Here is a 23,671-nt window from a genome sequence, read left to right as displayed (position 1 = left end):
CATGAACACCACTCCAAACTACCGCCCTGTTTCCTACTCCCGCACGACGCTCACCGAGCTCATGATCCCGAGCTACGCCAACTTTGGCGGCAAGATACACGGCGGCATCTTACTGTCGCTGATGGACAAAGTGGCCTACGCCTGCGCCTCAAAGCATGCGGCCAACTACTGCGTTACGGTGTCGGTGGAGGGGGTGCACTTCCTTCAGCCGGTGGATGTGGGCGACCTGGTATCGCTGAAGGCCTCTGTAAACTACGTGGGCAACACTTCGTTGATGGTCGGCATTAGGGTGATCGCTGAAAACGTGAAAACGGGCACTGTAAAGCACACCAACACGTCTTATTTTACCATGGTGGCTAAAGGCGATGATGATAAACCTGCACAGGTTCCAGGGCTCATACTTGAGTCGCGGGAGGATGCCCGCCGCTTTTTAGAGGCCATTAAGCGCCGGGAACTGTCGCAGCGCTATGAAAAGGAACTCGCCAACTCCAAAACAGTCCTCAGTGTAGACTCCGAACTGCACCTGCTCGAAAGCCAGCGCTGCCAACTGGCCTTTTAGCCGAAGCCCTCACGGGTATGCTCAGCCCCTGCGGATGGTTTGTTTCTCAAGGCCCGCTGCTCTTTTGTTCCGCCCGTCCTGCTGCCTCATGCATAGCCGAAGCTGTGCAGATAAACGTCTCTCCCTGCCTCCTGCAAGAGGTTGAAGGGAGGGTACAAAGTCATCCCCGGGCGCCCTTAAAAAAAGCTGCAGAAGTAAGAAAATAATAGGTTCTACAGCAAAAGCAGTAGCTACCGGAATTGATCCCAGTCCTTGGGTGGGGGTAGGGGCCCTCGAAAAGAGCGCCTATGCGAGTTTTCCCGGTGACGAGCGCGAGCGAGGCAGCCCGAGGCACAAGTAAGAGGGCCCCTACCCCGGCAGGAAAAGCTCCCTGCGCGATGCGGGAAGACGGGCCCTCGCGGGCATGAGCGCTCTATAGTATAAAATGAAACACTAAGTGTGTGGGAGCTGCAGGATGAACGGAAGTTAGAAAGGGGATAGCTTGTTCGAGGTTATAGAAAGTAGAGGCCATGCAAGTATGGCCAAGGCTATTCAGGTATGGCTCTGCGAGCCAGTCGAGTTGCAAACTCGACACTATAGTAGGACACAAGTCTAAGACTTGCGCCAGCAGGAGGACGAGGACGAGGAAAGCAAAGGCAATGAAAGTATAAGCGGGGGCAGTAAGGCACAAGCGGACGCATGCGCCAGAAAGTTGTTTTGTACGTCAGCTGTAAGTATGGCTTTGCATGCCAGTCGAGTCACAGGCGCAACATCATCGTAAGACCCAGGTTCGAAGACTTGCGCCATAGGGCGACTAGGTACAAGGTACAAGCGGATGCTTTCGCCAGAGTGAGGCCAGGACGGGCGCCAGAAATGCGAGCGGAGCAGAAGCAAATGTCACTCAAACAGACACTCCTCCGGTGCAAACACCTACAACCCCCAAACGCTAAAGCTCCTATTTCTCCCATTTCCTTTGTAACTTGTAACACGGATCGTACACCTTAAACATACATATGACCACTAAATCTACCCTTAAACCTCTGCTGGCGCTACTGCTGCTGGCAGGAGCCCCCATAGCTAACCCCACAGAAAGTATAGCCCAGGAAGTAGTTCGCCAGGACGATGACATCAAGCAGATGGTGAACCAGATCTCCGCCCAAAACCTGGAGCAGCTGGTACGTAAAATGGTAAGTTTCGGCACACGCCATACCCTTAGCACCACTACCAGCAAGAAAGAAGGCATCGGCGCAGCCCGCGAGTGGGTAAAGTCTGAGTTTGAAAAGTACGCCAAAACCGCTGACGGCCGCATGACCGTGGAAATGGACCGCTTTGTGGTGCCGGCCGATGGACGCCGCGTGCCGCAGGACACGGAGATGGCAAATGTTATGGCCGTTCTCAAGGGCACTGACCCGAACGATAGCCGCGTGTTTATTGTAGGCGGCCACCTCGACTCCAGGGCAACCGACGTGATGGACGCCAAGAGCAAAGCGCCGGGCGCCAACGACGATGCTTCCGGTGTGGCCATGGTGATGGAGATGGCCCGCGTCATGGCTCCCCATAAATTCCCGGCTACGCTTCTTTTTGTGGCCTTCCAGGGAGAGGAGCAGGGCCTGTACGGCTCCAGCCATTTAGCCGAGCGCGCCAAGAAAGAAGGCTGGAACCTGGTGGCGATGCAGAACAATGATATTGTGGGCAACTCCTACTCTGCCGAGACAGGCCTGCATGATAACACTAAAGTGCGCATCTTCAGCGAAGGCACGCCGGCCAACGAAACCGAAGAGCAGGCCCGCCTGCGCAAGATACTGGGCGCCGAGAGCGACAGCCCGAGCCGCAACCTGGCCCGCTACATGGAGCTGGTTGGCGAGAAGTACGTTGACCAGATGGATGTGGTACTGGTGCACCGCACCGACCGCTTTCTGCGCGGCGGCGACCATACGCCCTTCAACAGGCAAGGCTACACCGCTGTGCGCATGAGCGAGATGAACGAAGACTTTGACCACCAGCACCAGGATGTGCGCAAAGAAGACGGCAAGCAGTACGGCGACCTGGTTGAGTTTATGGACTTCGAGTACCTGCGCAAGAATGCCGGTGTTAACCTGGCCACTATGGCCAGCCTGGCATGGGCCCCGGCCGCCCCAGAGAAGGTAGGCGTTCTAACCTATAACCTGACGAACAAAACCGACCTGCAGTGGGAGGCGCCGAGCAAAGGGAAGAAGCCTGCCGGCTATTATGTACTGATGCGCGAAACAAGCAGCCCGAATTGGGAGAAGCGCTTCTATGTGACGGACACCAAAGCTACCCTGCCATACTCTAAAGACAATTATTTCTTTGCCGTGCAGTCGGCTGACAAGGACGGCCATGCGAGTCTGCCTGTGTTACCGGCACCTGTTCGTTAATTTACTTCAGCACCTATTCAGCACCTATGAAGCGATTGCTGCGCCCGTTCCTATGCCTCTTGCTCTTCTGCCCTGCCTGTACTTTGCTGGCGCAGGCGCAACAGCTACAGGTTACTAAAATAGCGCCCAACGTGTACGTTCATACAACCTACAGCGAAGTGGGCGGCGTAACGTACCCCTCGCACGGCCTGGTGGTTTCTACAAAAGGAGGCGCTGTACTAATAGACACCGGCTGGGGCAACGCACCCACCGAGCACCTGCTGGCGTGGATAGCGGACAACCTGAAACAGCCTGTAACGGTATGCGTGGCCACTCACTGGCATGAGGATAAAATGGGCGGAGCTGAGGCGCTGCAGGCACAGGCCATTCCGCTTGCCGCTTCGGAGCTGACGGCAATACTAGCTGTTGCGAATAAAAAGGGAGCCCCGGACATTGTGTTTGAGACGGATACCACCTTTACGGTAGGGAAACAGCCCTTTGAAGTATACTATCCCGGCGGCGGCCACACAGCTGACAACGTGGTGGTTTACCTCCCCAGGCAAAAAATCCTGTTTGGGGGGTGCCTCGTGAAAGACCTTCAGGCGAACAACTTGGGCAACGTGGCTGATGCAGACCTTAAAAACTGGCCCTTCGCCATTCAGAACCTGCAGCAGCGGTACCCGGAGGCAAAGGTAGTGGTACCCAGCCACGGCCCCTGGGGCGACCGCAGCCTGCTAAACCACACGCTAAAGCTGTTGCAGCATCAGAAGAAGTAACTTTGTTACAAGGAAAAAGGGCCTGTGCAAGTATAGCACAGGCCCCTTTTTTGCGTTAATCCCGGCTTACCAGTTTGTTAAAAACGCCATCCGGATCATGGAGCAGGGCCAGCTTGCTGTTCTCAAACTCTTTGAAGAACTCATCCCAGCTGATTTCTTCGAAGCTGCTGTTATCGTCGCTCTTCTTCGGGAAGTGAATGCGCAGCACGCCTTCCCCACCGCCGTCGTCTTCAGTGCCTTTGATCACACTGGGTACGCCACCATGCTCCTCGGCCCACTTCTTGATTTCTTTATGGTCTGTTGTCTTTTTAGAGTCGCTCATAGCTTTACTGTTTTATAGGTTCGTTTTCTGCAGTTTAGCTATACGGGCAGGCATGCTGAAAGGATAGGCAACAAAAAAGCAGCCCCGAACCGAGGCTGCTTTTTTGCAGCAGTAGCTTATGCTGTCTTTACAGCCTGGATACTCTGGCCGCCGCCGACACATCTGAGGTGATGTTCGGGCTGCCTTTATAGTAAATTGCCGAGGCACCGGAGGCGTTTATATCCAGTGCTTCCTTGGCGAACACCTTCACATTGCTGGCGCCGCTGGCCTGCACCTTCACCTCGCGCGCCTCCAGCTCAGAGGCGTCTACCCTCGATGCGCCGGACATTTCCATATGCATTACGTCGGCCTTGCCCAGCAGCTCCACTTTGCTGGCACCGCTCATGTCAGCGTTTATCTTTTCGGTGTCTACCGTCAGCTTTACGTGTGAGCCGCCGCTCATGTCCATCTTCAGGGACGGCGTTTTAAAGTTGGAGTTGCCGGTTACCTTCACCCCCCCGCTGATGTCGATGCGCTCCAGGTCTTTTAGGGTAACGTACGCCTTCATGCCCTTATTCGTGCTGATGCTCTTGTCGTTGTAGATGTGCAGGATACCGTTACGCACCTCGGTTTTAATGTTGTCGATGAGGTTTTCCTCGGCCTCCAGGCGCACGCCTTCGTTGCTGCCCTGCGTCAGTTCCACCACAAAGCCGCCGCTCACATCAATCCCCTTGATGCCGGACACTTTTCTGTTCTGGGTGGTCATTTGCTTGTTACCGCGAAGCGACTGCGCTGTTACGGCTGATGTGCTGAACAGCAAAAAAGCGAGCGCAAAAACGCCGAACGTAGCTGTGTAAATCTTTTTAATGCTCATAGTTATGTGCGTAGTTTGATTGATGATGCGTCACTGGCAGCAGCCTCTCTAGCTGCTGCCTATACACCTAAAGATGTAGCAGCGCAGGAAAGGTTGCCTCGGGGCTCAAAAAATTCACTCCTTCCCCGCGCTACTCCCGCCTGGCCTGCGCCACCTCTGTCCGGAAAAAGCAGGTTTATACCTCCGCATAAAACGGCTCTGCTTTCTACAGGGCTCCCCGGCTAGCCAGGGCAGGCACAGCGAAGGCGCTATCTATCTACGGCAGTACCGGCATAAGGCACAGAAAGCTTGATCTAAGATAGTAAATACACGCTAAAGTATAACAGAAACAATAAATTATTTTACTACCCCTCTTAAAGGCTTGTTTAGGGTTAGCTGAAAAACAAGCGCCCCGACGGCATAGGCAGGTATGTCCCACCAGTCGGCAGTATACCTGGTGTGCAGCAGCGGCAGCAGCCCCTCGAACACGACACTAAACAGAAGCACGGCCAGCAAAGTATAGTGCAACGGAAGTGTAAAGCAGGGATTTCTGAAGTAGGCACGTTCAGCAGCCAACGCAACAGTAAGCGTAAGCGGCAGCGCCAGCAAATCATCTGCGTGCGTGTGCAGTGGCCAGATGTATACTTTGTTTAGCTCCAGCACCTGGTTGGCACATGCCAGTATCAGGCATAGTATAAAAACCGGGTGCAGGAGCGTCTGCACCAGGCTGTACCTGCCAAGGCTTCTGTCAGGAGCCACTCCTATTTCTTTGTTTCTACCACTCGCCATACGTTACAACCATTCAGCATACTTTGTTGGACAGGAGCCGTGCTGTACCTGCCCAGGAAAGCAGCCACAAGTATAAACCATTCGCCAACATGTAATGGTGAAAAACTTTATCAAACCCTCCCCTGCAAGTATACCGGCGCCCCTGCTGGTGCTCAGGCAAGTACAGGCCTGCCCAAAGTATACGCCTACTGCTTTCAAAGGAGCGGTAACCGGCAAAGGCAACTACACCCGCGTGTACTTTCCGGAAGCAAAGCCCCTGATCCAGCGAACGTTCAACGACACGAGCCAGCGCCTCGCCCCAAAGCTTTTCTTCAGAGCCAGCCGCAGCAGGCCATCAACCTGAAACAGGTTTAGGCGCATAGAACCCTGATTCAGCGGCAACCTGAAACTGTACTTGCAGAACGGTGAAGAGGTGGAAGCGTCGCGCAGGCAGGCGCAACGGTTGAGGAAGCGGGGAACTTTTAACAGCCTAGACAGCGACCAGCCCTATTGCCAGCATGATACTCCCGAGGATCATCAGAAAGACTTCGGTGGGGGTTAAATTGCTGTACCACGGGGTGCCGTTGGTCTGCAGTGGCTCTCCGCATTCCGGGCACATGGGAGCGCCTGCAGGTACTGTTGCTCCGCAGTTGGGGCAGGTTTTAGTTGCGGGGTGTTGGGGAGTAGCCATGGCTGCAAAGGTAAAAGGCTACGGCCTAAATGCAAGCCGCTCAGCCTGCCACCGTCGGCTTTAGCAGCACACCCGCCGCAATACCCGCTGCAAAGAGCAGCACCGGGCTCAGAAGGTGCATCGGCTGGACGGCTCCCTCACGTAGGAAGTGCATGAGTAAGGCCAGCAGCAGTACACTCACAATCAAGAGAGAAGGCTTGTATAACTTTGTCATAAGCTATCATGGTAGGGTACAATGTAGTAATACTATATTGCCTCTCATCAAGTTACATAGTTCTTCCTCTATAATCCAAATGATGTTTGCACATATTTTTATAGGCTGTGTTAAGGCTGTTTTTGTGGCCAACTTTCTTCTTTGGCAGTAAAAAACATTGCACTGGCCGCTGCCTTCTACCGCTCCTCCCGAGGATCGCGGCCCTGCAGCTGCGCGGCAAAATGACTGATGGCAGACATCATTTGCTGCTGCTTGGGGTGCATGAGCGGCCGGCCAGCCGCCATGTCATCGTGCAGCAACTGGTACGACAGCTTGCGGAGGCGCACATAGTCCAGCATGGTGGCAACGCGCTTCTCCTCGCCAGCCGGGGCGTCGTCTACGCTCTCCAGCAGCACCTCACTCGCCTCCCATGCCCGGACGCCCTGCTCCAGCAGCGGCAGCACCTCCTCCGGCTTATACGTGTCGCCCGCAGCATCCAGGGCCAGGGCGGCCTCCAGGGCAGATCGCTCCAGTTCCCCTACCTCCTCCATCACATACACATACCGCACCGTGCCCGTAAACGGAATCTGCAGGAACCATACCAACAACACCAACGCTCCAGCCGCCACGGTAATGGCGTTGCCCACTGCTCCGTACGCTTGGGTGATGTAGCGCCCCGAGCGCAGCAAAAGCACGCTGCCGAAGACCACCCCCGCCAACAGCCCGCCGATGTGGGCCGCGTTGTCGATGCCGCCGCGCATGCCGTAGGCCAGGTTAATGCCGATCACAAACACCATGTTGCCGAGGATGGCGCGCTTGCTTTTCCAGTCCAGCTCTCGCTCCAGCAGGAGCACCATCAGCAGCATCCCGAACATCCCAAAGATCGCGCCCGACGCTCCCACAGACACACTCACCTCGGGGCTGGTCCACCAGAGGCTGACAACACTGCCCGCCAGGCCGCAGAGAACGTACGCCAGCACAAACTGCACACGCCCCACCAGGGCCTCCAGCTGCGTCCCGATGTTTACGAGCGCCACCATGTTGAACAGCAGGTGCACCAGCCCTCCGTGCAAAAACATACTTGTGAGCAGGCGCCACCACTCACCGGTGAGTGTGTAGGGGCCAAAGTTTGCCCCCAGCTCCACCAGCCGCGCTGCGTCCGGGTCCAGCACGTGCACCCCAAGCAGCGCCCCGGCCACAAAAACCAGCAGGTTCAGGTTTAGCAGGATCGGGGTGACGAAGTAGTGCGGCTTCGGCACGAAGACCTGCAGGAAGCCCCTGCCCTTCTGTGCCAGCGTTTCCGGCTGCGGCGGCTCCTGCGCCTGCAGTAGCTCCTGCTTCAGCTGTTCCGGCTGCGCCACGGGCACTCCCCGGCGCTCCAGCTCTGCAAGTACGGCGAGCACGGCCTGCGGCTCATACTGCGTGTGCATGTGCAGTACGCCCTGCAGTTGCTCTGTACTAAGCGCCTCGGCCTGCGCGGTATAGTCTGTTGCCATGTGTTATGGGTTTGAGAGACAAAAATAGGCAGTCCGCCGCCAAGCTCAAAGCAGAACTTCGCAGCAGCCGCCCGATACAACCTTCAGCTGTCGGAAAGGGTACAATTGTACACAACAGAAACGCTATGACACAGACAAAAGTAGATACAGTATACTATACCCTCAGCCGCGGCAACAGCCCCCTGGTAGCCACAGCCATCCACGATGGCCACCAGGTGCGCCACAACCTCAAGAGCCTTTTTAACCTTACCTCAGACGAGCGGCTGCGCGAGGAGGACCCCTTCACCTCAGAGTGGGTGGGCATTACCGACAACCAGGTGGTGGGCCACTACTCCCGCTTTGAACTCGACCTGAACCGCCCGCCCGAAAAAGCCATTTACCGCACACCCGACGACGCCTGGGGCCTGCAGGTATGGAAAGAGGACCTGCCGGAGGACATGGCGCAGGAGTCAATGATGCGCTACGAGAAGTTTTACCAGGATGTAAAGCTGATGCTGACAAAGCTTATTGAGGAGCACGGCTGCATTGTAATATACGACCTGCACACCTATAACCACCGCCGCGAGGGGCCGCAGGGGCCTGCCGCCAACCCGGAGGAGAACCCGGAGGTAAACATCGGCACGGGCAACATGAACCGCGAAAAGTGGGCACCGGTGGTGGAGGCGCTCATCCACAGCCTGGGCAACTACAATTACCAGGGCCGAAAACTGGACGTGCGCGAGAACATCAAGTTTGAGGGCGGCCACTTTATGCGCTGGATCCACGACACCTTCGGCGACAAAGTGTGCGTGATGAGCATCGAGTTTAAGAAGTTCTTTATGGATGAGTGGACCGGGGAGCCGGATCAGGAGCAGGTACAGGAGATAAAGCAGGCGCTGCAGCAAAGCACCAAACCCGTGCAGGAGGCACTGGCACAGGTGTGCCAGGTATAGCTTTGTTGTGACAAAGGACTACTGCTAGGTAAAGGACAAAGGAGGCTCCGCGTGGCACGTAACAGGCAGTAAAGGCGCGCTCGACAGGCAAGAGCTTTTCTCTAATGCCCCTCCTGTCCTTTGTCAAAAGTCCTTTGCCAAATAGCCCGTAACCCAACCGCCTTTGTCTTTACATATAAATTAGGAATGATTGAAAGTATAACCGACAGCTTTATCCAGAAAATCACCCGCAGTCTGAAGCGCGGCAAGCAGGTACACCGGCGGCTGCCGCAGGGCGGCCTGATCTACATCGACAGGCCCCTGCCCTTCCTGGTGCTTTTCCGCCACCCTGCCGGCCAGCCCGACCACCCCACCGCCGACTTTCTGAAAGCCAACGCCGCCTACATTATCTCGCACGAGGAGCGTACGGAGGAGCTGCGGCCTCTTGTGCAAAGTATAGCCAAAAGCATGGCGGACAAGTTCGGTGCTTTTATGATCATAGAGCTGATGGCCGCCCCTACAAGCGCCGCAGACGTTCCGCTGTTCAAAGTGCTTGGCCCGCAGAAGCAGCTGCCTACCACCGTGCAGGCCATCGTAAAGGAGCTGCAGGGCGTAAAGCTCAGCGACATCCGCACCTCTGTGGAAACGGGCTCTAACGAGCAGCTACTGCAGGAGCCACGCTGCCTCATGCCCGAGGAGGACCTTAAAAAGCACGCCGTACTGATGCTGGGGCTGCAGCTAAAGCCGGTTTACAAAAACACCGCCACCGGCAAAATCTACCCCCTGCTGCTGCGCACGCTCCGCGAGAAAGTGGCCAACGCCATCAAAAAAACAGTTTTCGACTTTGTAAGCGTGCAGACCACGCACCACCCCGTGCATTTCCAGGCGCTGGGGCGGCAGGCGGTGAACCGCGTGGTGTGGCGCATCGACAAGCAGCTGACCAGCATCAGCGATCAGTTCCGGTTCCTGCTGCTGGTAACGCCGGTGAACAACAACGAGGCCTGGGCAGAGTTTAAGAAGGCTAGGTTCAAAAAGCAGCCTACCTTCCACTACCGCCTCATGCCCATTGACGCGGACCAGCTCAAGCGGAAGCTCTACAACATCTCCATTGAGAAAGTAGACGACCCGACGCTGGGCTACCTGTTCCGCGACAAGCGCCACGAGCTGGACAAGATGCTGACCATGCTGGCCGACCGCAACAGCCCCGACTTTCTGTACAGCAGCATGCAGCTCTACGGCACCGTGGACGACCAGCTGCTGAAAGTCGCAGAGGGCATTTTAGCGGCCCTGCCAGCGCCGGCCCGCGATGTGAACACCGACCTCATTCCCCTTCCGGAGTTTGTGGCGCAGGCGGAGCGGGAGATCGCGTTCCTGAAGGAGCAGTACCCCGCGCTGGACTCGGGTGTGGACGTGCGCGACGACGTTGTGGGGCTGATCGTCTCCAAAGGGCGGCTAAACGTAGGCACCGACGCCAAAATACCGCGCCACCGCGCCCAGGCCTTGATCCAGCACGAGGTCGGCACACACATTCTCACTTACTTCAACGGAAAGGCGCAGCCGCTGCACCAGCTCTATGTGGGCAGCCCCGGCTACGAGGAGCTGCAGGAGGGCCTGGCGGTGTTGAGCGAGTGGCTCGTGGGCGGGCTGGACCAGGAGCGAATGCGGATTCTGGCGGCACGCGTGGTCTCAGTCTACCACCTCACCAAGGGCTGCAGTTTTGTAGATAACTTCCGGCGGCTAAAGGATGCGTACCACTTCGACGATGAAACAGCCTGGGACGTAACCATGCGCGTGCACCGCGGCGGGGGCCTCACCAAGGATGCCGTGTACCTGCGGGGGCTGGTGCACCTGCTCAGCTACCTGAAGGAGGGCCACGAGCTGGAGCCGCTGCTCATCGGTAAAATCCGGCAGGACTATATCCCGATTGTGCAGGAGCTGATGTACCGCAATGTGCTCCGCCCGGTGCCCATCAAACCGCGCTACCTTCTCGACGAGAACATCAAACCGAAGCTGGAACAACTAAAAAGCGGCATTTCAGTATTTAACTTACTGTAATCTTCCGACCGTATCATCAACCAACGTATAACAACACCACATGACAATAGGATTCGTAGTAAACGATATACATACCGAGAAAGCCTCCTACACCACCATTTTCCTGGCGCAGCGCATGCACAACAAAGGCCATACCGTGTACCTGATGGGCGTGGGCGACCTGGCCTACTACCCCGATGGCTATATGGGCGCCGAAGCCGTGCAGGCAGACCCCAAGCACAAATATAAATCCTGCGCCACATACCTGGAGGCGCTCCAGGGCGACAAGGCTAACAAAGTACGCGTAACCGCCCCGGACCTGGATGTGCTCATGCTCCGCAACGACCCGTCTTCGGAGGGAGAGGGACGCGCCTGGGCACAGAACGCGGGCATTATCTTTGGCCAGCTGGCCTTGCGCCACGATGTGATTGTACTCAACGACCCCACCAAGCTATCCGATGCGGTCAACAAAATGTACTTCCAGCACTTTCCGGAAGCCGTTCGCCCGCGCACGCTCATTACCCGCGACAAGGAGGAGATTAAGGCGTTTTTTAACGAACAGGAAAACAGCATCATCCTAAAGCCGCTGCAAGGCTCCGGCGGGTCGGGTGTGTTTATGGTGAAGAAGGACGACGCCACCAACCTGAACCAGATTGTGGAGGCCATCAGCCGCGACGGCTATGTAATTGCGCAGGAGTACCTGCCGGAGGCCTCAGAGGGCGATGTGCGCCTGTTTGTGATGAACGGCGAGGCACTGCAGCACAAAGGCAAGTACTGCGCCATCAGAAGGGTGAACAGCAAAGACGACATCCGCAGCAACATGCATGCGGGCGGCTCGGCACAGGCTGCCAAGGTAGACCAGCGCATGCTGGACCTGGTGGAGCTCGTGAAGCCAAAGCTTATCCAGGACGGCATGTTCCTGGTGGGCCTCGACATTGTGGGCGACAAGCTGATGGAGATTAACGTGTTCAGCCCGGGCGCACTCCCCGATGCCAGCGAAATGGAAGGCGTGGACTTCTCCGAGCCGGTTATCGAGGCGCTGGAGCGCAAGGTGCACTACAAGAAAACCTACGGCGTGCAGGTAAGCAACAGAACCGTTGCCATGATCTAAGCGTTTCGGAACGTAACCGCATACTTTAAAAGCAGGGGGCTCCCCTGCTTTTTCTGTGTCAGGTGGTTTTCCGGCAGGCGGGCAGTTGCAATAAGCGGGGTGTTACTGGTGTTTTAACGCAAAAGGCGGGTGTGGCCGATAAAAGAGAAGCGAGTTAAGTAAAAAACCTACGCCCTGGCAAACTCATAAAATGGTTATAACCAAAGCATTACAAGTTAAAACAAAAGCATACAGGAGAGGGTGAAAAATCTTTTGTGATTTTTCTTTTGTAATAGAGATCAAAGGAGTAATTTTGCACCCGAATTAAGGGGGACACATTATCGGAAGGCTAATATAGTTAACACAAAATTAACACGCAAGCCTAACCGGGATAAATTTGATATTTTTCTTTTGCGTCGCCCCATTAGTTTAAAGCAGCAAACGGTAAAACACGTGCCGCTGCCCTAAAAGAGAAGTATATTTTACTAAAGATAAGGTTAGATAAAGTTTAGATTAGTTTAGTTTGTTTTAAGGTGAGAGAAAGCCCCGTCATTAAATGGCGGGGCTTTTCTCATTTACGCTTTTTTGGCCTGACTAGGCGCCAACACCACGATAGGCTAGCTATGGCAGGAGCCTTTGCTGTGGCGGAGCTATACTTTGTTCATCACCAGCAGCCACGATACGGCCACCGCCACAGGTATAACCATGAGGAGGAGCTTCAGGATAAAGCCGGGTGCCGCCGTGCCAGACCGCCAGGAGCCTCTGCTAAACGTGTAGCGGGCACTCACGATCAAGGAGAAAAGCGCCAGCGCAGAGACAGCAACATGAATGATCTGCACGACCTGTGGCGCATCTGAACCCGCCTCCCATATCCGCAGCCCTATCCTTGCCAGCCAGGGCACCAGTGCCAGCGAGCAGAGCAGCGCCAGCAGCGCCCCGGGCTTTATCCGGAAGAGCGTTAACCAGGAGGCCAGCCCAAACAGCACCATCCCCGCTCGCAGCGCTACGTCAGAATATACGTTTTGAGGCACTAACACATAGCCTCTGAAGAAAAGTATAACCGTTGCCGTGGCAACGCCCGTCAGGAAGTACAGCAGATACCGTGTCATATACTGCTATCATACTATAAAAAGGCTGTTTCAGATACTAAATGAGCAGGCGCCGCGCTTTTAAGGGGCCGCATCAGCCTCGGCACGCCGCCACGGCTCCTCCTCCTGCATAGGGTCTAACCTTGGTTTTGCTGTAACACAGCCTGGAAACCGGCCGAATCTTATACTTTTATAAAAAACATAATCTCCTCCTGCTGGTATAGCTATAGCCAGGTGAAAGTACCGCACGTTAAAAAAATATGAGTAAAGCGAAGAAAGGAACAAGAGACAACCAGACACAGCAGGAGAAGAAAAGCCTGCGCGAACAGGCGGGTGCCCTGAAGAACCTGCCCAAGTTTTTCCGGATGGTGTGGGACACCAGCCCCGGCCTTACCGTTACAAACCTGCTGCTGCGTCTGGTAAAGGCCGCCCTGCCGCTGGCTATGCTCTATGTGGGCAAGCTGATTATAGATGAGGTGATTCGGCTGATAGACGTAACAGGCGACCGCAGCCTTACCTACCTCTGGACGCTGGTGGCACTGGAATTAGGCTTGGCCGTACTTTCTGACCTCATCAACCGGGGCATTTCGCTGGTGGACAGCCTGCTGGGCGACCTCTTCTCGAACCGCACTTCCGTGGCTTTGATTGAGCATGCGGCCAAACTGGACCTGGCTCAGTTTGAAGACGCTACGTTTTATGACAAGCTGGAGCGGGCACGCCGGCAAACGGTAACGCGGGTGGTGCTCATGTCGCAGGTGCTCTCGCAGCTGCAGGATATTGTCACCATTGCCTTTCTGGCCGTTGGTTTAATTGCCTTTAACCCCTGGCTCATAGGTATCCTGCTGATCGCGGTTATCCCTTCTTTTTTGGGCGAGACGCACTTTAACGAGCGCAGCTACTCCCTCTCCCGCTCCTGGACACCCGAGCGCCGCGAGCTGGACTACCTCCGCTACATAGGCGCCTCCGATGAAACGGCCAAGGAGATCAAAACCTTCAACCTTTCCGGTTTCTTGGCAGGGCGCTTCAAAGAGCTGTCGGATAGGTACTATTTGCTGAACAAAGGCATTACCATGAAGCGGGCCTTCTGGGGCAGCGCCCTTTCTGCGCTCGGCACCCTGGCCTATTACGGAGCCTACGTGTTTATACTCTTCGAAACAGTGGCCGGTGTGATTACAGTCGGTAGCTTAACCTTTCTGGCCGGCTCCTTCAGTAACATGCGTAGCCTCTTGCAGGGCATCATGACGCGGTTCTCCCAAATCGCAGAGAGTGCATTGTACCTCCAGGATCTGTTCGACTTCCTGGAGCTGCAGCCACAGATTACACCGCCTGACAACCCCTTACCTCTGCCACGGCCCATACAGCAGGGCTTTACGTTTGAGAACGTCGGGTTTAAATACCACAACTCCGAAAAATGGGCGGTTCGGCACCTGTCTTTTCACCTGAGGGCCGGGGAGAAAATGGCTTTGGTGGGCGAGAACGGCGCAGGCAAAACCACGTTGGTAAAGCTGCTGGCAAGGCTCTACGAACCAACAGAGGGACGCATACTTTTAGACGGTGTAGACCTGCGCGAGTATGACCTGAACGACCTGCGCCACCAGGTGGGTATTATTTTCCAGGACTACGTGCGCTTCCAGATGACGGCCTCCGACAACATCGCTATCGGCCAGATCAGCAACATCGGGAATAAAGAGCGGATACAGGGCTCTGCCCAGAAAAGCCTTGCCGATCTGGTTATCCAGCGCCTGCCGGGCAAGTATGAGCAGGTGCTGGGCAAGCGCTTCAACAACGGCGTGGACCTCTCTGGCGGGGAGTGGCAGAAAGTTGCCCTGGCCCGCGCCTACATGCGCGACGCCCAACTGCTGATACTGGATGAGCCGACTTCTGCCCTGGATGCCCGTGCCGAGCATGAGGTGTTTCTGCGTTTTTCGGAGCTGATAGAAGGCCGCACTGCCGTGCTTATCTCCCACCGCTTCTCCACGGTGCGTATGGCCGACAGGATTCTGTTCCTGGAGCAAGGGCAGCTAAAGGAGCTGGGCTCGCACGAGGAGCTGCTGGCGCAGAACGGCAAGTATGCAGAGCTGTTCCAGTTGCAGGCAAGGGGGTACCTGTAGTACTGGAAACTGCTGGAGGCACCAGCAGCATCCGTCCTACATCTTAAAACTGAAACCACAGAGAAAGTGCCTGTGCTGGCCAAAGCGAGAAAAAATGTTCAGAAATAAGCTCACACCTTCACTCCCTCAAAATCAAGCATCTCCACGTGGAACACCTTCTGCTACAGCGGAAAGAAGACGGGGATGATCAGTGAGGCCAGTATCCAGAAGAGGATGTTGAGCGGAGTACCCACTTTCAGGTAATCGGAAAAGCGGTAGTTGCCGGGGCCGTAAATCATCGTGTTGGTTTGGTACCCCATGGGCGTCATAAAACTGAGGGAGGCTGCGTAGGCCACAGCCATCAGGAATGGGCGGACGCTCACGCCTAACTCCTGTGCCGTAACAATGGCAATGGGCGCCAGTAAGGCCGCCGTGGCGTTGTTAGACATAAAGTTTGTGGTCATAAACGTGATAAAGAAGAACACAGACAGCAAGGCCCTCGGACCATATTCGCCCACTCCGTAAATCAGGTAATCAGCAAGTAACCTGGCGGCGCCTGTTTTCTCCAGTGCCGCCCCCATAGAGAGCACCCCCGCCAGCATAAAAATCACTTTCCAGTCGATGGCCTTGTACACCTCGTCCACACGGATGCACCTAAAGATGATCAGCAGCACCACGCCCGCCAGTGCGCTCAGCACAATCGGCACCAGGCCTGTCGCGGCGGCCAGCACCACGCCTACGCTGATGAGCAGCACCGGAATTATCTTGCTGTAGTTAAACGGGCTTCGCTCGGTCTGGGAGATAATCAGCAGGTCCTCGTTCTGGCGCAGCTTCTCTGCCTGGCTGCTGTTGGCGGCAATCAGCAGCACATCCCCGGCGGAGAGCTTGACGTGGGTAGGCTTTTCGTGCACAATCTCATCGCGGTGGCGGATGGCGAGCACGGAGGCGCCATAGTTGTAGGATCTGAAGTTGAGTTCTTTCAGTGATTTCCCCTCCATGTAGGACCCCGGTGTAACAATGGCCTCGTAGAGCTTGCTGTCGCTCATGCTCATGTCCTCGTCGCGGAACTTACGCTCTGACTTCAGCTTCAGGCCCCGCTCCTGCTTCAGCTTTTTCAGTTTCTCCACTCCTATGCGCACTTTCAGCACATCGTTTTCATTAAGTATAAACGAGGGGAACACCTGCATCTTTTCCTGCCCGCGGGTCACCTGCATCACCTCAATGTCCAGGTCACGCACCAGGCTCGACTGCTGCAGCGGCACCCCTACCGACGGCGACTCCGGCAGCAGCACAACCTCTGTCAGGTAGTCGCCCAGGTCAAAGTCCTCGGAAAGGCTTTCGGTCAGCTTGCGGCTGGGCAGCAGGTGCCGGCCTATAAAAAACATGTAGGCGACACCCACCAGCAGGAACCACACACCGGCAGGCGCAAACTCAAACATACCCAGCGGCCGCTCCCCCTGCGCCTGGGCAATACCACTGACCAGTATGTTGGTGGAGGTGCCGATAAGGGTGCAGACCCCTCCCATCAGAGCGCCGAAACTGAGCGGAATAAGCAGTTTGGAGGGGCTCACCTTTATGTCTTTGCTGACCTGGATGACCACCGGCATCAGCAGGGCCACCACTGCGGTGTCGTTTATGAAGGCGGAAAGGGTGCCGGCGATAAGCATCAGCGCGAGCAGGCAAAGCAGGTAATTGGTGCGCCCGATGCGGGTAAGCCCCAGCCCTACTCCGTTCAGCATCCCCGACTTAAAAATAGCCGAACTAATGATAAACATGGAGGCCACCGTAATGGTAGCGGGGTTGCTGAAGCCCGCAAGGCCCTCAGCGGGCGTAAGGATGCCGGAGAGCATGAAGAGCACCATGATCAGGATGGCCACCGTATCGATAGAGAAGCGCTCGGTTACAAAAAGTATAACCGCTAGCACAATTATCCCTAGCACAATGGCGATTTCAACGGTCATAGGCGCGAAGTTGCAGTTGGATAAACCGGCACCAGTACCACGCACGCGTCATGAACAGGCGGCGGCAGGCAGGGTTGTAGGTACTATAACTTAGTTTGCCTGCATACGGTTACAGCACCAGCGGCCCGGTACTGCCATGTAAATGTGCGGGTTACGATGCTACTGGCTATCCAGCCACAGCTCTGCTTCGCTGTAAGAGGTAAAGGTTCTGAGGGGGAGATGGCTCTGGCTGAGGGTGTCGTCTACCTGCAAGGTGGCGATACGGTCGGTGGGTGCTATGTTAGCCCCCTTTTTCATTCCGGCCTCCTTTACCAGCGTCTGGGCCGCTACGTGCAGGCTCATGACCGACTGTGGGTGCGTAATCATGTTGCGGAGGTCGTTCACGAGTGTGAAGTTAGGCTGCGTGAGCAGCAGGGCTTTTTTCACATCGGGGAGGAACTCCGGCACAAAGCTCTTACTTTTCCAGAAGCCGTTGATGATGAGGTAAATCCTGTTTTTTTAAGGAATCGTACAGCAGCTCATAGCACTTGGTTTGTGCTATCAGTGTTTTAGAGCTGGTTGGGGTAGTATGTTGTTCTGCGCTGTACATCTTCACTCTATACATACGCAGAAAAGCACCTGCTGCTTTAGACTATAGGAGTTAATTCTAGCACTTAAAGAAGAAGAGGCAGCGATATCGGCTTAATCCGTAAGCTTTAGTTGCACTGAGCAGCCGGAGCCGGAGCATAAGGCCGCACCGCTTCAGGCCCAAATGTAGTACCGCCCTATCTATATACTGATCACATCGCCCAACTCGTGCACGACACCGTTTTTCACCTGGTGGTCAGGGCCCAGAATGCGCACCCCGTTCAACAAAGTATACTTGTCTTTGCGGCAAACAGTGATACCGGCACCGCTAATTGACTGAAGCGTGGCACCGTCTTTCAGGTCCCGCTCCCCATAAGCCCCCTTTAGAATGTGGGCCGATAGAATGGCCCGCAAACGCTCTGCGGGCTCCTGCTTTATACGCTGCAGGGCGCTTTCGGGCGGGGCGAGCAGCGTCAGCGGGCCGTTGCCCGAAAGCAGCGGCGTAAGCCCCGATTTGGTGATGAGATCGGCCAGCAGCGGGCGCTCTTTTAGCAGGTACTCCATCATGGAAGTACGCTCCTGCCGCACAGGCGATGCCAGCTCATGGGCCTGCCCTGCCTGCCAACATAAGGCAAACAGTGCAATTAAGATCATTTTTAAGTAAGTACGGTTCTGTGATAGCGCCATAGTAGTAAGGGGTATACAGCACTGTATACGTACTTTGCCCCTTTACAGACGAAAAAACAGCGCTCTAACCTGCCACTAAAAGTGCAATTCCCTTCCGGACTGTGTTAGAACAGGCGCCAGCCGGCAATCTGATCCACAAAGCTTGGCAGCGCGCTCGGCACCAGGATCAAGCTCAACACAAAGCCATACAGCGCCCCGTACAGGTGCGCGTCGTGGTTGATGTTGCCCGCCATGCGCCTCCCGGAAAAGTATGAGTACATCATGTAGAGGATGCCAAAGATAAAGCCTGGCAGGCACAGGAACGCAAAGAGGCAGATATCCAGCGTCGGGAAGAACAGGATGCTGGAAAAAACAATGCTGGCCACCCCGCCAGATGCCCCCAAGGCACGGTAAGGCGGGTCGTTGCGGTGCTTGATGTAGGTAGGGATGTCCGATACGATAATGCCGCCCAAATACACCAGCAAGTACAGCAGTATGCCCGTGGTGGGCCCGTAAGCCGACTTAAAGACATACTCCACCACATCGCCGAAGAAGTACAGCGTAAACATGTTAAACAGCAAGTGCGAAAAATCCGCGTGCAGAAAGCCCGAGGTTAAGAAGCGGTACCAGGAGTTGTCGCGCTGCACGGCGTAGGGCTGGAAGATCCAGCTGTGCATCAGGCCCTCGTTCTGCCAGGCGTACAGCGAAACGCCAACGGTGATGATAATCAGGATAATGGTAACGCTCATGTTCTACTTTTGAATGACTGGGTAACTGAAATTTGAATGGGTACAGGAGTGGCTGTGTGGAGGCATACTGTGCAACAGGCCTTCAAGGCATCAGCTGTCCCGCTCCATTAGCTGGAGTGTCAAGGCTCGAATGGCAGCCTTACGCGCCTCGGGCAGCTGAACAGCATCGAAGTGCTGCATAGCCTTCTGGAAGTATACTTCAATCTGCTGCTCGGTTTGCTGGCGTACCCCCAGCTGATCATATATGCCGGTGATAGCTTTCACCTTGTCTGCCGCGATGCAGTCGGCCGGCTGGTTGCGCCAGTTGTTGATGACGTGCAGCTGCTCTTCGTTTGCCTGCTCCAGCGCCGTCAGCATCAGGAAGGTCTTTTTATCGGAGAGGATATCCCCGCCCACCTGCTTGCCGAACTTGGTCTGGTCGCCGTACACGTCCAGCAGGTCGTCGCGCAACTGGAAGGCGATGCCCACGTTATCGCCAAACGCCTTCAGGTGCTCTGCATCGGCTTCAGGTGCCCCTTGAAGTATGGCTCCGAGTTCCAGGCTAAAGCCCAGCAGCACGGCCGTTTTCAGCGTAATCATGTGGATGTACTCTTCCCTGCTCACCTGCTCGCGGCGCTCAAAGTTCATGTCCAGCTGCTGGCCTTCGCATACTTCGGCGGCGGTGCGGCTAAACAGGCGCAGCACCAGTGCCAGCTTACCCGGCTCTACGCCCAGCAGCAGCTCATAGGCACGCACCAGCATCACGTCGCCGCTCAGTATGGCGGTGTTGGCATTCCATTTCTCGTGCACGGTTTGCTGGCCACGGCGCAGCGGAGCCTTGTCCATGATGTCGTCGTGCATGAGCGTGAAGTTGTGGAAAACCTCTACCGCCGCAGCGGGCAGCAGGGCCTTCTCCACATCCTCATCAAACATTTCTGCGCCCAGCAACACCAGCAGCGGGCGGATTCTCTTGCCGCCCAGCGCCATGATGTAGCGGATCGGCTCGTAAAGCTCCGCCGGGTTTTCACCGTAGCGGAGCGTGGACAACGTATGGTTTATCTTTTCAGAAAGGGTGCTGATATCCACAGGATACTTAATGTTGTTTTAGTGTCTCGATTAGGTCCAGATCAATGGTGCGATCGGCCATGTTGGCGCTTTTCACCTCCACCAGCACCTCATCGCCAAACGAGATAATACGCTTGGTCTGGCGGCCGATGATACGGTAGTTGTCGGCGTCCAGCTCGTAATAGTCGTCGTTGATGTCGGCCAGGCGAACCATGCCTTCGCACTTGTTCTCTTCGATCTCCACAAAGATACCCCATTCTGTGACACCGGAAACAATGCCTTTGTACTGATTTCCGATCGTATCCTTCATAAACTCCACCTGCTTGTACTTGATAGAGGCACGCTCGGCGTCGGCGGCGCGCTTCTCCATCTCAGAGGAGTGGCGGCAGCGCTCCTCGTACTCCTCCTGGTCGGCAGACTTGCCGCCGTCGAGGTAGTGCTGCAGGAGGCGGTGGGCCATCATATCCGGGTAGCGGCGAATTGGCGAGGTAAAGTGCGAGTAGTGCGCGAAGGCCAGCCCGAAGTGGCCTTCCGGCTCGGTGCTGTACTTGGCTTTGGCCATGGTGCGGATGGCCAGGTTCTGCAGCACGCTCTGCTCCGGCTTGCCCTCGATCTCCTTGGTCAGGTGGTTCAGTTCTTCTGAGATATCCCCCTCGGGATCTACTTTATAGCCAAACTTGCGGGCGAACAGCGCAAACGTGCTCAGCCTGTCCGGGTCCGGGCTGCCGTGGGTACGGTAAACCATGGTCGGGCGCTTTTTGCCCTTGCTCAGGTTGTACACAAACTCTGCTACCTTTTTGTTGGCCAGCAGCATGTACTCCTCAATTAGCTTGTGGGCGTCTTTGCGCTCTTTCACATACACCGACAGCGGCTTGCCGTTCTCGTCCAGCTTAAACTTAACCTCCACTGTTTCGAAGGAAATGGCACCGTTCTTAAAGCGCTTGGCCTGCAGTTTTTTGGCGATGTTGTTCAGCAGGTTGATTTCCTCGGCAAAGTCGCCCTCGCCGGTCTCGATGCGCTCCTGCGCCTCCTCGTAGGCGAAGCGGCGGTCGGAGTAAATGATGGTGCGGCCGTACCAGGTGTCGTACAGCTTGCCGTTTTCGTCCAGCTCAAACACCACGGAGAAGGTGAGCTTCTCTTCGTTTGGCCTGAGGGAGCAGAGGCCGTTCGAAAGGCGCTCCGGCAGCATCGGAATGGTTCTGTCCACGAGGTACACGGACGTGGCCCTGTGGAAGGCCTCTTTCTCCAGAATGCTTCTAGGCGTTACATAATGCGTTACATCGGCGATGTGTACCCCTATCTCCCAGTTGCCGTTCTCCAGCTTCTGGATAGAGAGGGCATCGTCAAAGTCCTTGGCATCGGCCGGGTCAATGGTGAAAGTGGTGACGTCGCGGAAGTCGCGGCGCTTGGCGATCTCACCTGCCGGTATCTTGTCGGAGATGGACTCCGCCTCTTCTTCTACGCTTTCAGGGAACTCGAACGGCAAGCCGAACTCCGCCATAATGGAATGGATCTCGGCTTCATGCTCTCCGGCAGGGCCAAACACCCGGATTACCTCGCCGGTCGGGTTCTTGCCCGGCTTATCCGGCCACTCAATGATGCGCACCAGCACCTTATCGCCGGATTGGGCATCGTTTAAGTGGCGCTCCCCAACGAAAACATCAAAGTAGGTGCGCTTAAAGTCAGGCACAACAAAGCCGAAGTTCTTCGACAGCTCCATCAGGCCTACCATTTCTGAGCGAGACCGCTGCAGCACTTCTACCACTACCCCTTCCTGGCGGCCGCCTCTCACGGAGGGCAGCACTTCCACCTTCACCAGGTCGCCGTCCATGGCGTACTGCAGGTGCTCGGTGTGCACGCGCACGTCTTCCTCGCGCTCCTCAGATACAATATAGGCGTATTTGCTGTTAGCCAAGTCCACGCGGCCCGTGATGATGTCCACCTTCAGGTTCATCATGTACTTGTCATCATCTACAGGCAGCAGTTTGTTCTCGCGCACCAGCGCTTTTACCAGGTTCTGCACCTGCTCTCTTCCGGCTTTATCTGTTACGCCCAGGCGGCGGGTAACCTGGCGCATCGTGAACACGGCGTCAGGGCTGTTTGAAAATACTTCCAGAACAACGGCTTTGGCAGATTTCGGAGCGCCCTTGCGGTTAGAAGGCTCTTTTCTGGCTGAGGCTTCTCTGGCCGATTCTTTGCGATTGGAGGATGATTCGCCTCCTCTTCTGCGGGAGCGACCTCTGTCGCTGTGGCTTTTTTCGCTGCGGCTCTCGTTCTCTCTGCCGCCTTTTTTGTCTTTCTTACTTCTCATGTATAAAATTTGGTGTCAATGGGGCTGCTGCACGATCGGCGCTTTACCCATGTACAAACTTTAGCTTTAATAGTTTAGATACTATACGCCGCTGAGGGCTCTTTGGCTAAAGTGCGGTGTAATTCGTGTTCAATTTATAGAGAATTTTCTATATAAGAGGTTTTATAGCAGGATTTGGAGCGAGGGTGTCTTTCGCACGTGTGCGTACTCCTTCTGATTTGCGGCCCTACACGGCTGCTTCCGCTTACCCGCGTTTGCTGCGCCAGTGTTTTTAATCTCCGGCCACGGGGCGGGCCAAGGGCTTCTGCTCTGCGGTGTGTTTTGCTTCGGATGAACCTGCTGCGCGGTTTTACGCTGTCTCGGCAGAGGTTTCCCAGCCGTCGTAGTCGCCGTTGTGCTGCTTGGCCAGCCGCCAGAGGTGAAGCACCGTTTTGTCTATACTTGTCCAGTCTACCTTGTCGGTGTGCTTTATGTGCAGGCGGAAAGGGTACGCCTCCAGCTCTTCGTCGTAGTCGCTGGCAACCACCGAAAAACCCTCCTGCTCAACACCGGTAACGTAGGCTTGCCTGTCTGCCTCCGTTTTAAAGAAAATCCAGTGGTGGATCGCCCTTTCCCTGCTCAGGTTGTCGCCGTGCTCCTCCAGGCTGTCGATCACTTTCCTGTTCCGGATGCTCTGGTACTGCTCCGGCTCCGGAAACAGCATTTTAAAGTACCCGTTCCAGCCCTTGTCCTCTTTGGTCCCGAAGCTGTAGGTATAGCCGGAGTGGCCGCGCATGACCGTCGAAATCGTTTTATCATAGTCGGTGATGTCGCCGAGGTAGAAGTACACCTTCCGGTGCCCGTTGGAGGTGGAGCGGCCCACATAGGTGGCGTTGTGGTTGGCATGCAGCTCCCCCTCCAGGTCGTCTTCTATCTGTTGCAACACAATCGTTTCCTGCATAGAAGAAAGGCCATCAGGACGCGGATCAATTATCTTGATGGACACCCACACCACATGCGGCTGGTCAGCAAGTGGAGCTACTTTCGCTAGCCCCAGGTCTACCGCTATAGAGCCAAGCATGTTATCTACGTTGCCGAAATAAAACTCCCAATCCGATACATAATTTGTTTGATCCATAGTTGATAAAGTTTTTAATCGCACCTTTTAAAACTGAATAACAGGACCTTAT

At 55.6% G+C, this 23,671-nt stretch carries 22 protein-coding genes; 8 read left to right on the top strand and 14 right to left on the bottom strand.

Annotation, left to right across the window (positions count from 1 at the left end; translation table 11 throughout):
- The first annotated feature begins 1 nt into the window (after position 1).
- From CA264_RS17500 to bla, 3 genes are all read left to right on the top strand, one after another.
- Positions 2–559 carry an acyl-CoA thioesterase gene (locus CA264_RS17500; protein ID WP_025608689.1) on the top strand — a complete coding sequence of 186 codons (558 nt, stop codon included), beginning with the start codon at positions 2–4 and terminating at the stop codon, positions 557–559.
- A gap of 992 nt (positions 560–1,551) precedes the next feature.
- Complete coding sequence (locus tag CA264_RS17495) at positions 1,552–2,934, top strand: M28 family peptidase (RefSeq protein WP_025608688.1); 1,383 nt, start codon at positions 1,552–1,554, stop codon at positions 2,932–2,934.
- A gap of 26 nt (positions 2,935–2,960) precedes the next feature.
- Entirely contained in the window at positions 2,961–3,689 is a 729-nt protein-coding gene (bla, locus tag CA264_RS17490; RefSeq protein WP_025608687.1) for a subclass B1 metallo-beta-lactamase, read from the top strand.
- Between the two features lie 55 nt (positions 3,690–3,744).
- On the opposite strand, the gene CA264_RS17485 is transcribed toward bla, so the two are convergent.
- From CA264_RS17485 to CA264_RS17475, 3 genes are all read right to left on the bottom strand, one after another.
- Positions 3,745–4,011 (bottom strand): hypothetical protein, encoded by a 267-nt coding sequence (locus CA264_RS17485; protein WP_025608686.1) that lies wholly within the window; start codon positions 4,009–4,011, stop codon positions 3,745–3,747.
- A gap of 127 nt (positions 4,012–4,138) precedes the next feature.
- Positions 4,139–4,864, bottom strand: a complete 726-nt coding sequence (locus CA264_RS17480) for a head GIN domain-containing protein (RefSeq protein WP_025608685.1) — start codon at positions 4,862–4,864, stop codon at positions 4,139–4,141.
- 336 nt (positions 4,865–5,200) lie between these two features.
- Positions 5,201–5,632: a hypothetical protein gene (locus tag CA264_RS17475; protein WP_025608684.1), complete on the bottom strand. Its 432-nt coding sequence runs from the start codon at positions 5,630–5,632 to the stop codon at positions 5,201–5,203.
- A 94-nt stretch (positions 5,633–5,726) separates the two neighbouring features.
- On the opposite strand from CA264_RS17475, the gene CA264_RS17470 reads away from it, so the two are divergent.
- Complete coding sequence (locus CA264_RS17470) at positions 5,727–5,975, top strand: hypothetical protein (protein WP_025608683.1); 249 nt, start codon at positions 5,727–5,729, stop codon at positions 5,973–5,975.
- Between the two features lie 126 nt (positions 5,976–6,101).
- On the opposite strand, the gene CA264_RS17465 is transcribed toward CA264_RS17470, so the two are convergent.
- From CA264_RS17465 to CA264_RS17460, 3 genes are all read right to left on the bottom strand, one after another.
- Positions 6,102–6,302 carry a zinc ribbon domain-containing protein gene (locus CA264_RS17465; protein WP_071784623.1) on the bottom strand — a complete coding sequence of 67 codons (201 nt, stop codon included), beginning with the start codon at positions 6,300–6,302 and terminating at the stop codon, positions 6,102–6,104.
- 40 nt (positions 6,303–6,342) lie between these two features.
- Entirely contained in the window at positions 6,343–6,516 is a 174-nt protein-coding gene (locus CA264_RS21940; RefSeq protein ID WP_157593735.1) for a hypothetical protein, read from the bottom strand.
- 176 nt (positions 6,517–6,692) lie between these two features.
- A complete protein-coding gene (locus CA264_RS17460; RefSeq protein WP_025608682.1) occupies positions 6,693–7,991 on the bottom strand; it encodes a rhomboid family intramembrane serine protease in 1,299 nt (432 codons plus the stop codon).
- Between the two features lie 125 nt (positions 7,992–8,116).
- Between CA264_RS17460 and CA264_RS17455 the strand changes: the two genes are divergently transcribed.
- From CA264_RS17455 to CA264_RS17445, 3 genes are all read left to right on the top strand, one after another.
- The gene (locus tag CA264_RS17455) at positions 8,117–8,923 is read left to right on the top strand and encodes an N-formylglutamate amidohydrolase (RefSeq protein WP_025608681.1); all 807 of its coding nucleotides are present in this window, start codon (positions 8,117–8,119) and stop codon (positions 8,921–8,923) included.
- Between the two features lie 186 nt (positions 8,924–9,109).
- A complete protein-coding gene (locus CA264_RS17450; RefSeq protein WP_025608680.1) occupies positions 9,110–10,957 on the top strand; it encodes a flavohemoglobin expression-modulating QEGLA motif protein in 1,848 nt (615 codons plus the stop codon).
- A 40-nt stretch (positions 10,958–10,997) separates the two neighbouring features.
- Positions 10,998–12,047, top strand: a complete 1,050-nt coding sequence (locus tag CA264_RS17445) for a glutathione synthetase (RefSeq protein WP_025608679.1) — start codon at positions 10,998–11,000, stop codon at positions 12,045–12,047.
- A gap of 629 nt (positions 12,048–12,676) precedes the next feature.
- Here CA264_RS17445 and CA264_RS17440 read toward each other — a convergent pair.
- Positions 12,677–13,135, bottom strand: a complete 459-nt coding sequence (locus CA264_RS17440; RefSeq protein WP_025608678.1) for a hypothetical protein — start codon at positions 13,133–13,135, stop codon at positions 12,677–12,679.
- A gap of 239 nt (positions 13,136–13,374) precedes the next feature.
- Here CA264_RS17440 and CA264_RS17435 point away from each other — a divergent pair, with 239 nt between their 5' ends.
- Entirely contained in the window at positions 13,375–15,225 is a 1,851-nt protein-coding gene (locus CA264_RS17435) for an ABC transporter ATP-binding protein (RefSeq protein WP_025608677.1), read from the top strand.
- A 161-nt stretch (positions 15,226–15,386) separates the two neighbouring features.
- On the opposite strand, the gene CA264_RS17430 is transcribed toward CA264_RS17435, so the two are convergent.
- The 7 genes from CA264_RS17430 to CA264_RS17400 all read right to left on the bottom strand — a co-directional run bounded on the left by CA264_RS17430 (position 15,387) and on the right by CA264_RS17400 (position 23,619).
- The gene (locus CA264_RS17430) at positions 15,387–17,165 is read right to left on the bottom strand and encodes an SLC13 family permease (protein WP_025608676.1); all 1,779 of its coding nucleotides are present in this window, start codon (positions 17,163–17,165) and stop codon (positions 15,387–15,389) included.
- A 159-nt stretch (positions 17,166–17,324) separates the two neighbouring features.
- Positions 17,325–17,612 carry a hypothetical protein gene (locus tag CA264_RS17425; RefSeq protein WP_119570454.1) on the bottom strand — a complete coding sequence of 96 codons (288 nt, stop codon included), beginning with the start codon at positions 17,610–17,612 and terminating at the stop codon, positions 17,325–17,327.
- A 321-nt stretch (positions 17,613–17,933) separates the two neighbouring features.
- A complete protein-coding gene (locus CA264_RS17420) occupies positions 17,934–18,386 on the bottom strand; it encodes a fasciclin domain-containing protein (protein WP_162912096.1) in 453 nt (150 codons plus the stop codon).
- A gap of 137 nt (positions 18,387–18,523) precedes the next feature.
- Complete coding sequence (locus tag CA264_RS17415) at positions 18,524–19,147, bottom strand: rhomboid family intramembrane serine protease (protein ID WP_025608674.1); 624 nt, start codon at positions 19,145–19,147, stop codon at positions 18,524–18,526.
- Positions 19,148–19,237: 90 nt separating this feature from the next.
- Positions 19,238–20,212 (bottom strand): polyprenyl synthetase family protein, encoded by a 975-nt coding sequence (locus CA264_RS17410; RefSeq protein ID WP_025608673.1) that lies wholly within the window; start codon positions 20,210–20,212, stop codon positions 19,238–19,240.
- A 7-nt stretch (positions 20,213–20,219) separates the two neighbouring features.
- A complete protein-coding gene (gene rnr / locus CA264_RS17405; protein ID WP_025608672.1) occupies positions 20,220–22,502 on the bottom strand; it encodes a ribonuclease R in 2,283 nt (760 codons plus the stop codon).
- A gap of 349 nt (positions 22,503–22,851) precedes the next feature.
- Positions 22,852–23,619, bottom strand: coding sequence for a DUF695 domain-containing protein (locus CA264_RS17400; RefSeq protein ID WP_025608671.1), 768 nt, complete (start codon positions 23,617–23,619; stop codon positions 22,852–22,854).
- Positions 23,620–23,671: the final 52 nt, after the last annotated feature.

Origin of the sequence: Pontibacter actiniarum (assembly GCF_003585765.1) — a bacterium.
GTDB lineage: Bacteria > Bacteroidota > Bacteroidia > Cytophagales > Hymenobacteraceae > Pontibacter > Pontibacter actiniarum.
Note: the sequence above shows the minus strand (reverse complement) of the source record. Positions and strands in the feature narration are given on the sequence as shown.

Bases quoted from the DNA above. Each gene is read 5' to 3' on its own strand.
- CA264_RS17500 (WP_025608689.1), top strand. From the start codon at position 2: ATGAACACCACTCCAAACTACCGCCCTGTTTCCTACTCCCGCACGACG.
- CA264_RS17495 (WP_025608688.1), top strand. From the start codon at position 1,552: ATGACCACTAAATCTACCCTTAAACCTCTGCTGGCGCTACTGCTGCTG.
- bla (WP_025608687.1), top strand. From the start codon at position 2,961: ATGAAGCGATTGCTGCGCCCGTTCCTATGCCTCTTGCTCTTCTGCCCT.
- CA264_RS17485 (WP_025608686.1), bottom strand. From the start codon at position 4,011: ATGAGCGACTCTAAAAAGACAACAGACCATAAAGAAATCAAGAAGTGG.
- CA264_RS17480 (WP_025608685.1), bottom strand. From the start codon at position 4,864: ATGAGCATTAAAAAGATTTACACAGCTACGTTCGGCGTTTTTGCGCTC.
- CA264_RS17475 (WP_025608684.1), bottom strand. From the start codon at position 5,632: ATGGCGAGTGGTAGAAACAAAGAAATAGGAGTGGCTCCTGACAGAAGC.
- CA264_RS17470 (WP_025608683.1), top strand. From the start codon at position 5,727: ATGGTGAAAAACTTTATCAAACCCTCCCCTGCAAGTATACCGGCGCCC.
- CA264_RS17465 (WP_071784623.1), bottom strand. From the start codon at position 6,302: ATGGCTACTCCCCAACACCCCGCAACTAAAACCTGCCCCAACTGCGGA.
- CA264_RS21940 (WP_157593735.1), bottom strand. From the start codon at position 6,516: ATGACAAAGTTATACAAGCCTTCTCTCTTGATTGTGAGTGTACTGCTG.
- CA264_RS17460 (WP_025608682.1), bottom strand. From the start codon at position 7,991: ATGGCAACAGACTATACCGCGCAGGCCGAGGCGCTTAGTACAGAGCAA.
- CA264_RS17455 (WP_025608681.1), top strand. From the start codon at position 8,117: ATGACACAGACAAAAGTAGATACAGTATACTATACCCTCAGCCGCGGC.
- CA264_RS17450 (WP_025608680.1), top strand. From the start codon at position 9,110: ATGATTGAAAGTATAACCGACAGCTTTATCCAGAAAATCACCCGCAGT.
- CA264_RS17445 (WP_025608679.1), top strand. From the start codon at position 10,998: ATGACAATAGGATTCGTAGTAAACGATATACATACCGAGAAAGCCTCC.
- CA264_RS17440 (WP_025608678.1), bottom strand. From the start codon at position 13,135: ATGACACGGTATCTGCTGTACTTCCTGACGGGCGTTGCCACGGCAACG.
- CA264_RS17435 (WP_025608677.1), top strand. From the start codon at position 13,375: ATGAGTAAAGCGAAGAAAGGAACAAGAGACAACCAGACACAGCAGGAG.
- CA264_RS17430 (WP_025608676.1), bottom strand. From the start codon at position 17,165: ATGACCGTTGAAATCGCCATTGTGCTAGGGATAATTGTGCTAGCGGTT.
- CA264_RS17420 (WP_162912096.1), bottom strand. From the start codon at position 18,386: ATGATCTTAATTGCACTGTTTGCCTTATGTTGGCAGGCAGGGCAGGCC.
- CA264_RS17415 (WP_025608674.1), bottom strand. From the start codon at position 19,147: ATGAGCGTTACCATTATCCTGATTATCATCACCGTTGGCGTTTCGCTG.
- rnr (WP_025608672.1), bottom strand. From the start codon at position 22,502: ATGAGAAGTAAGAAAGACAAAAAAGGCGGCAGAGAGAACGAGAGCCGC.
- CA264_RS17400 (WP_025608671.1), bottom strand. From the start codon at position 23,619: ATGGATCAAACAAATTATGTATCGGATTGGGAGTTTTATTTCGGCAAC.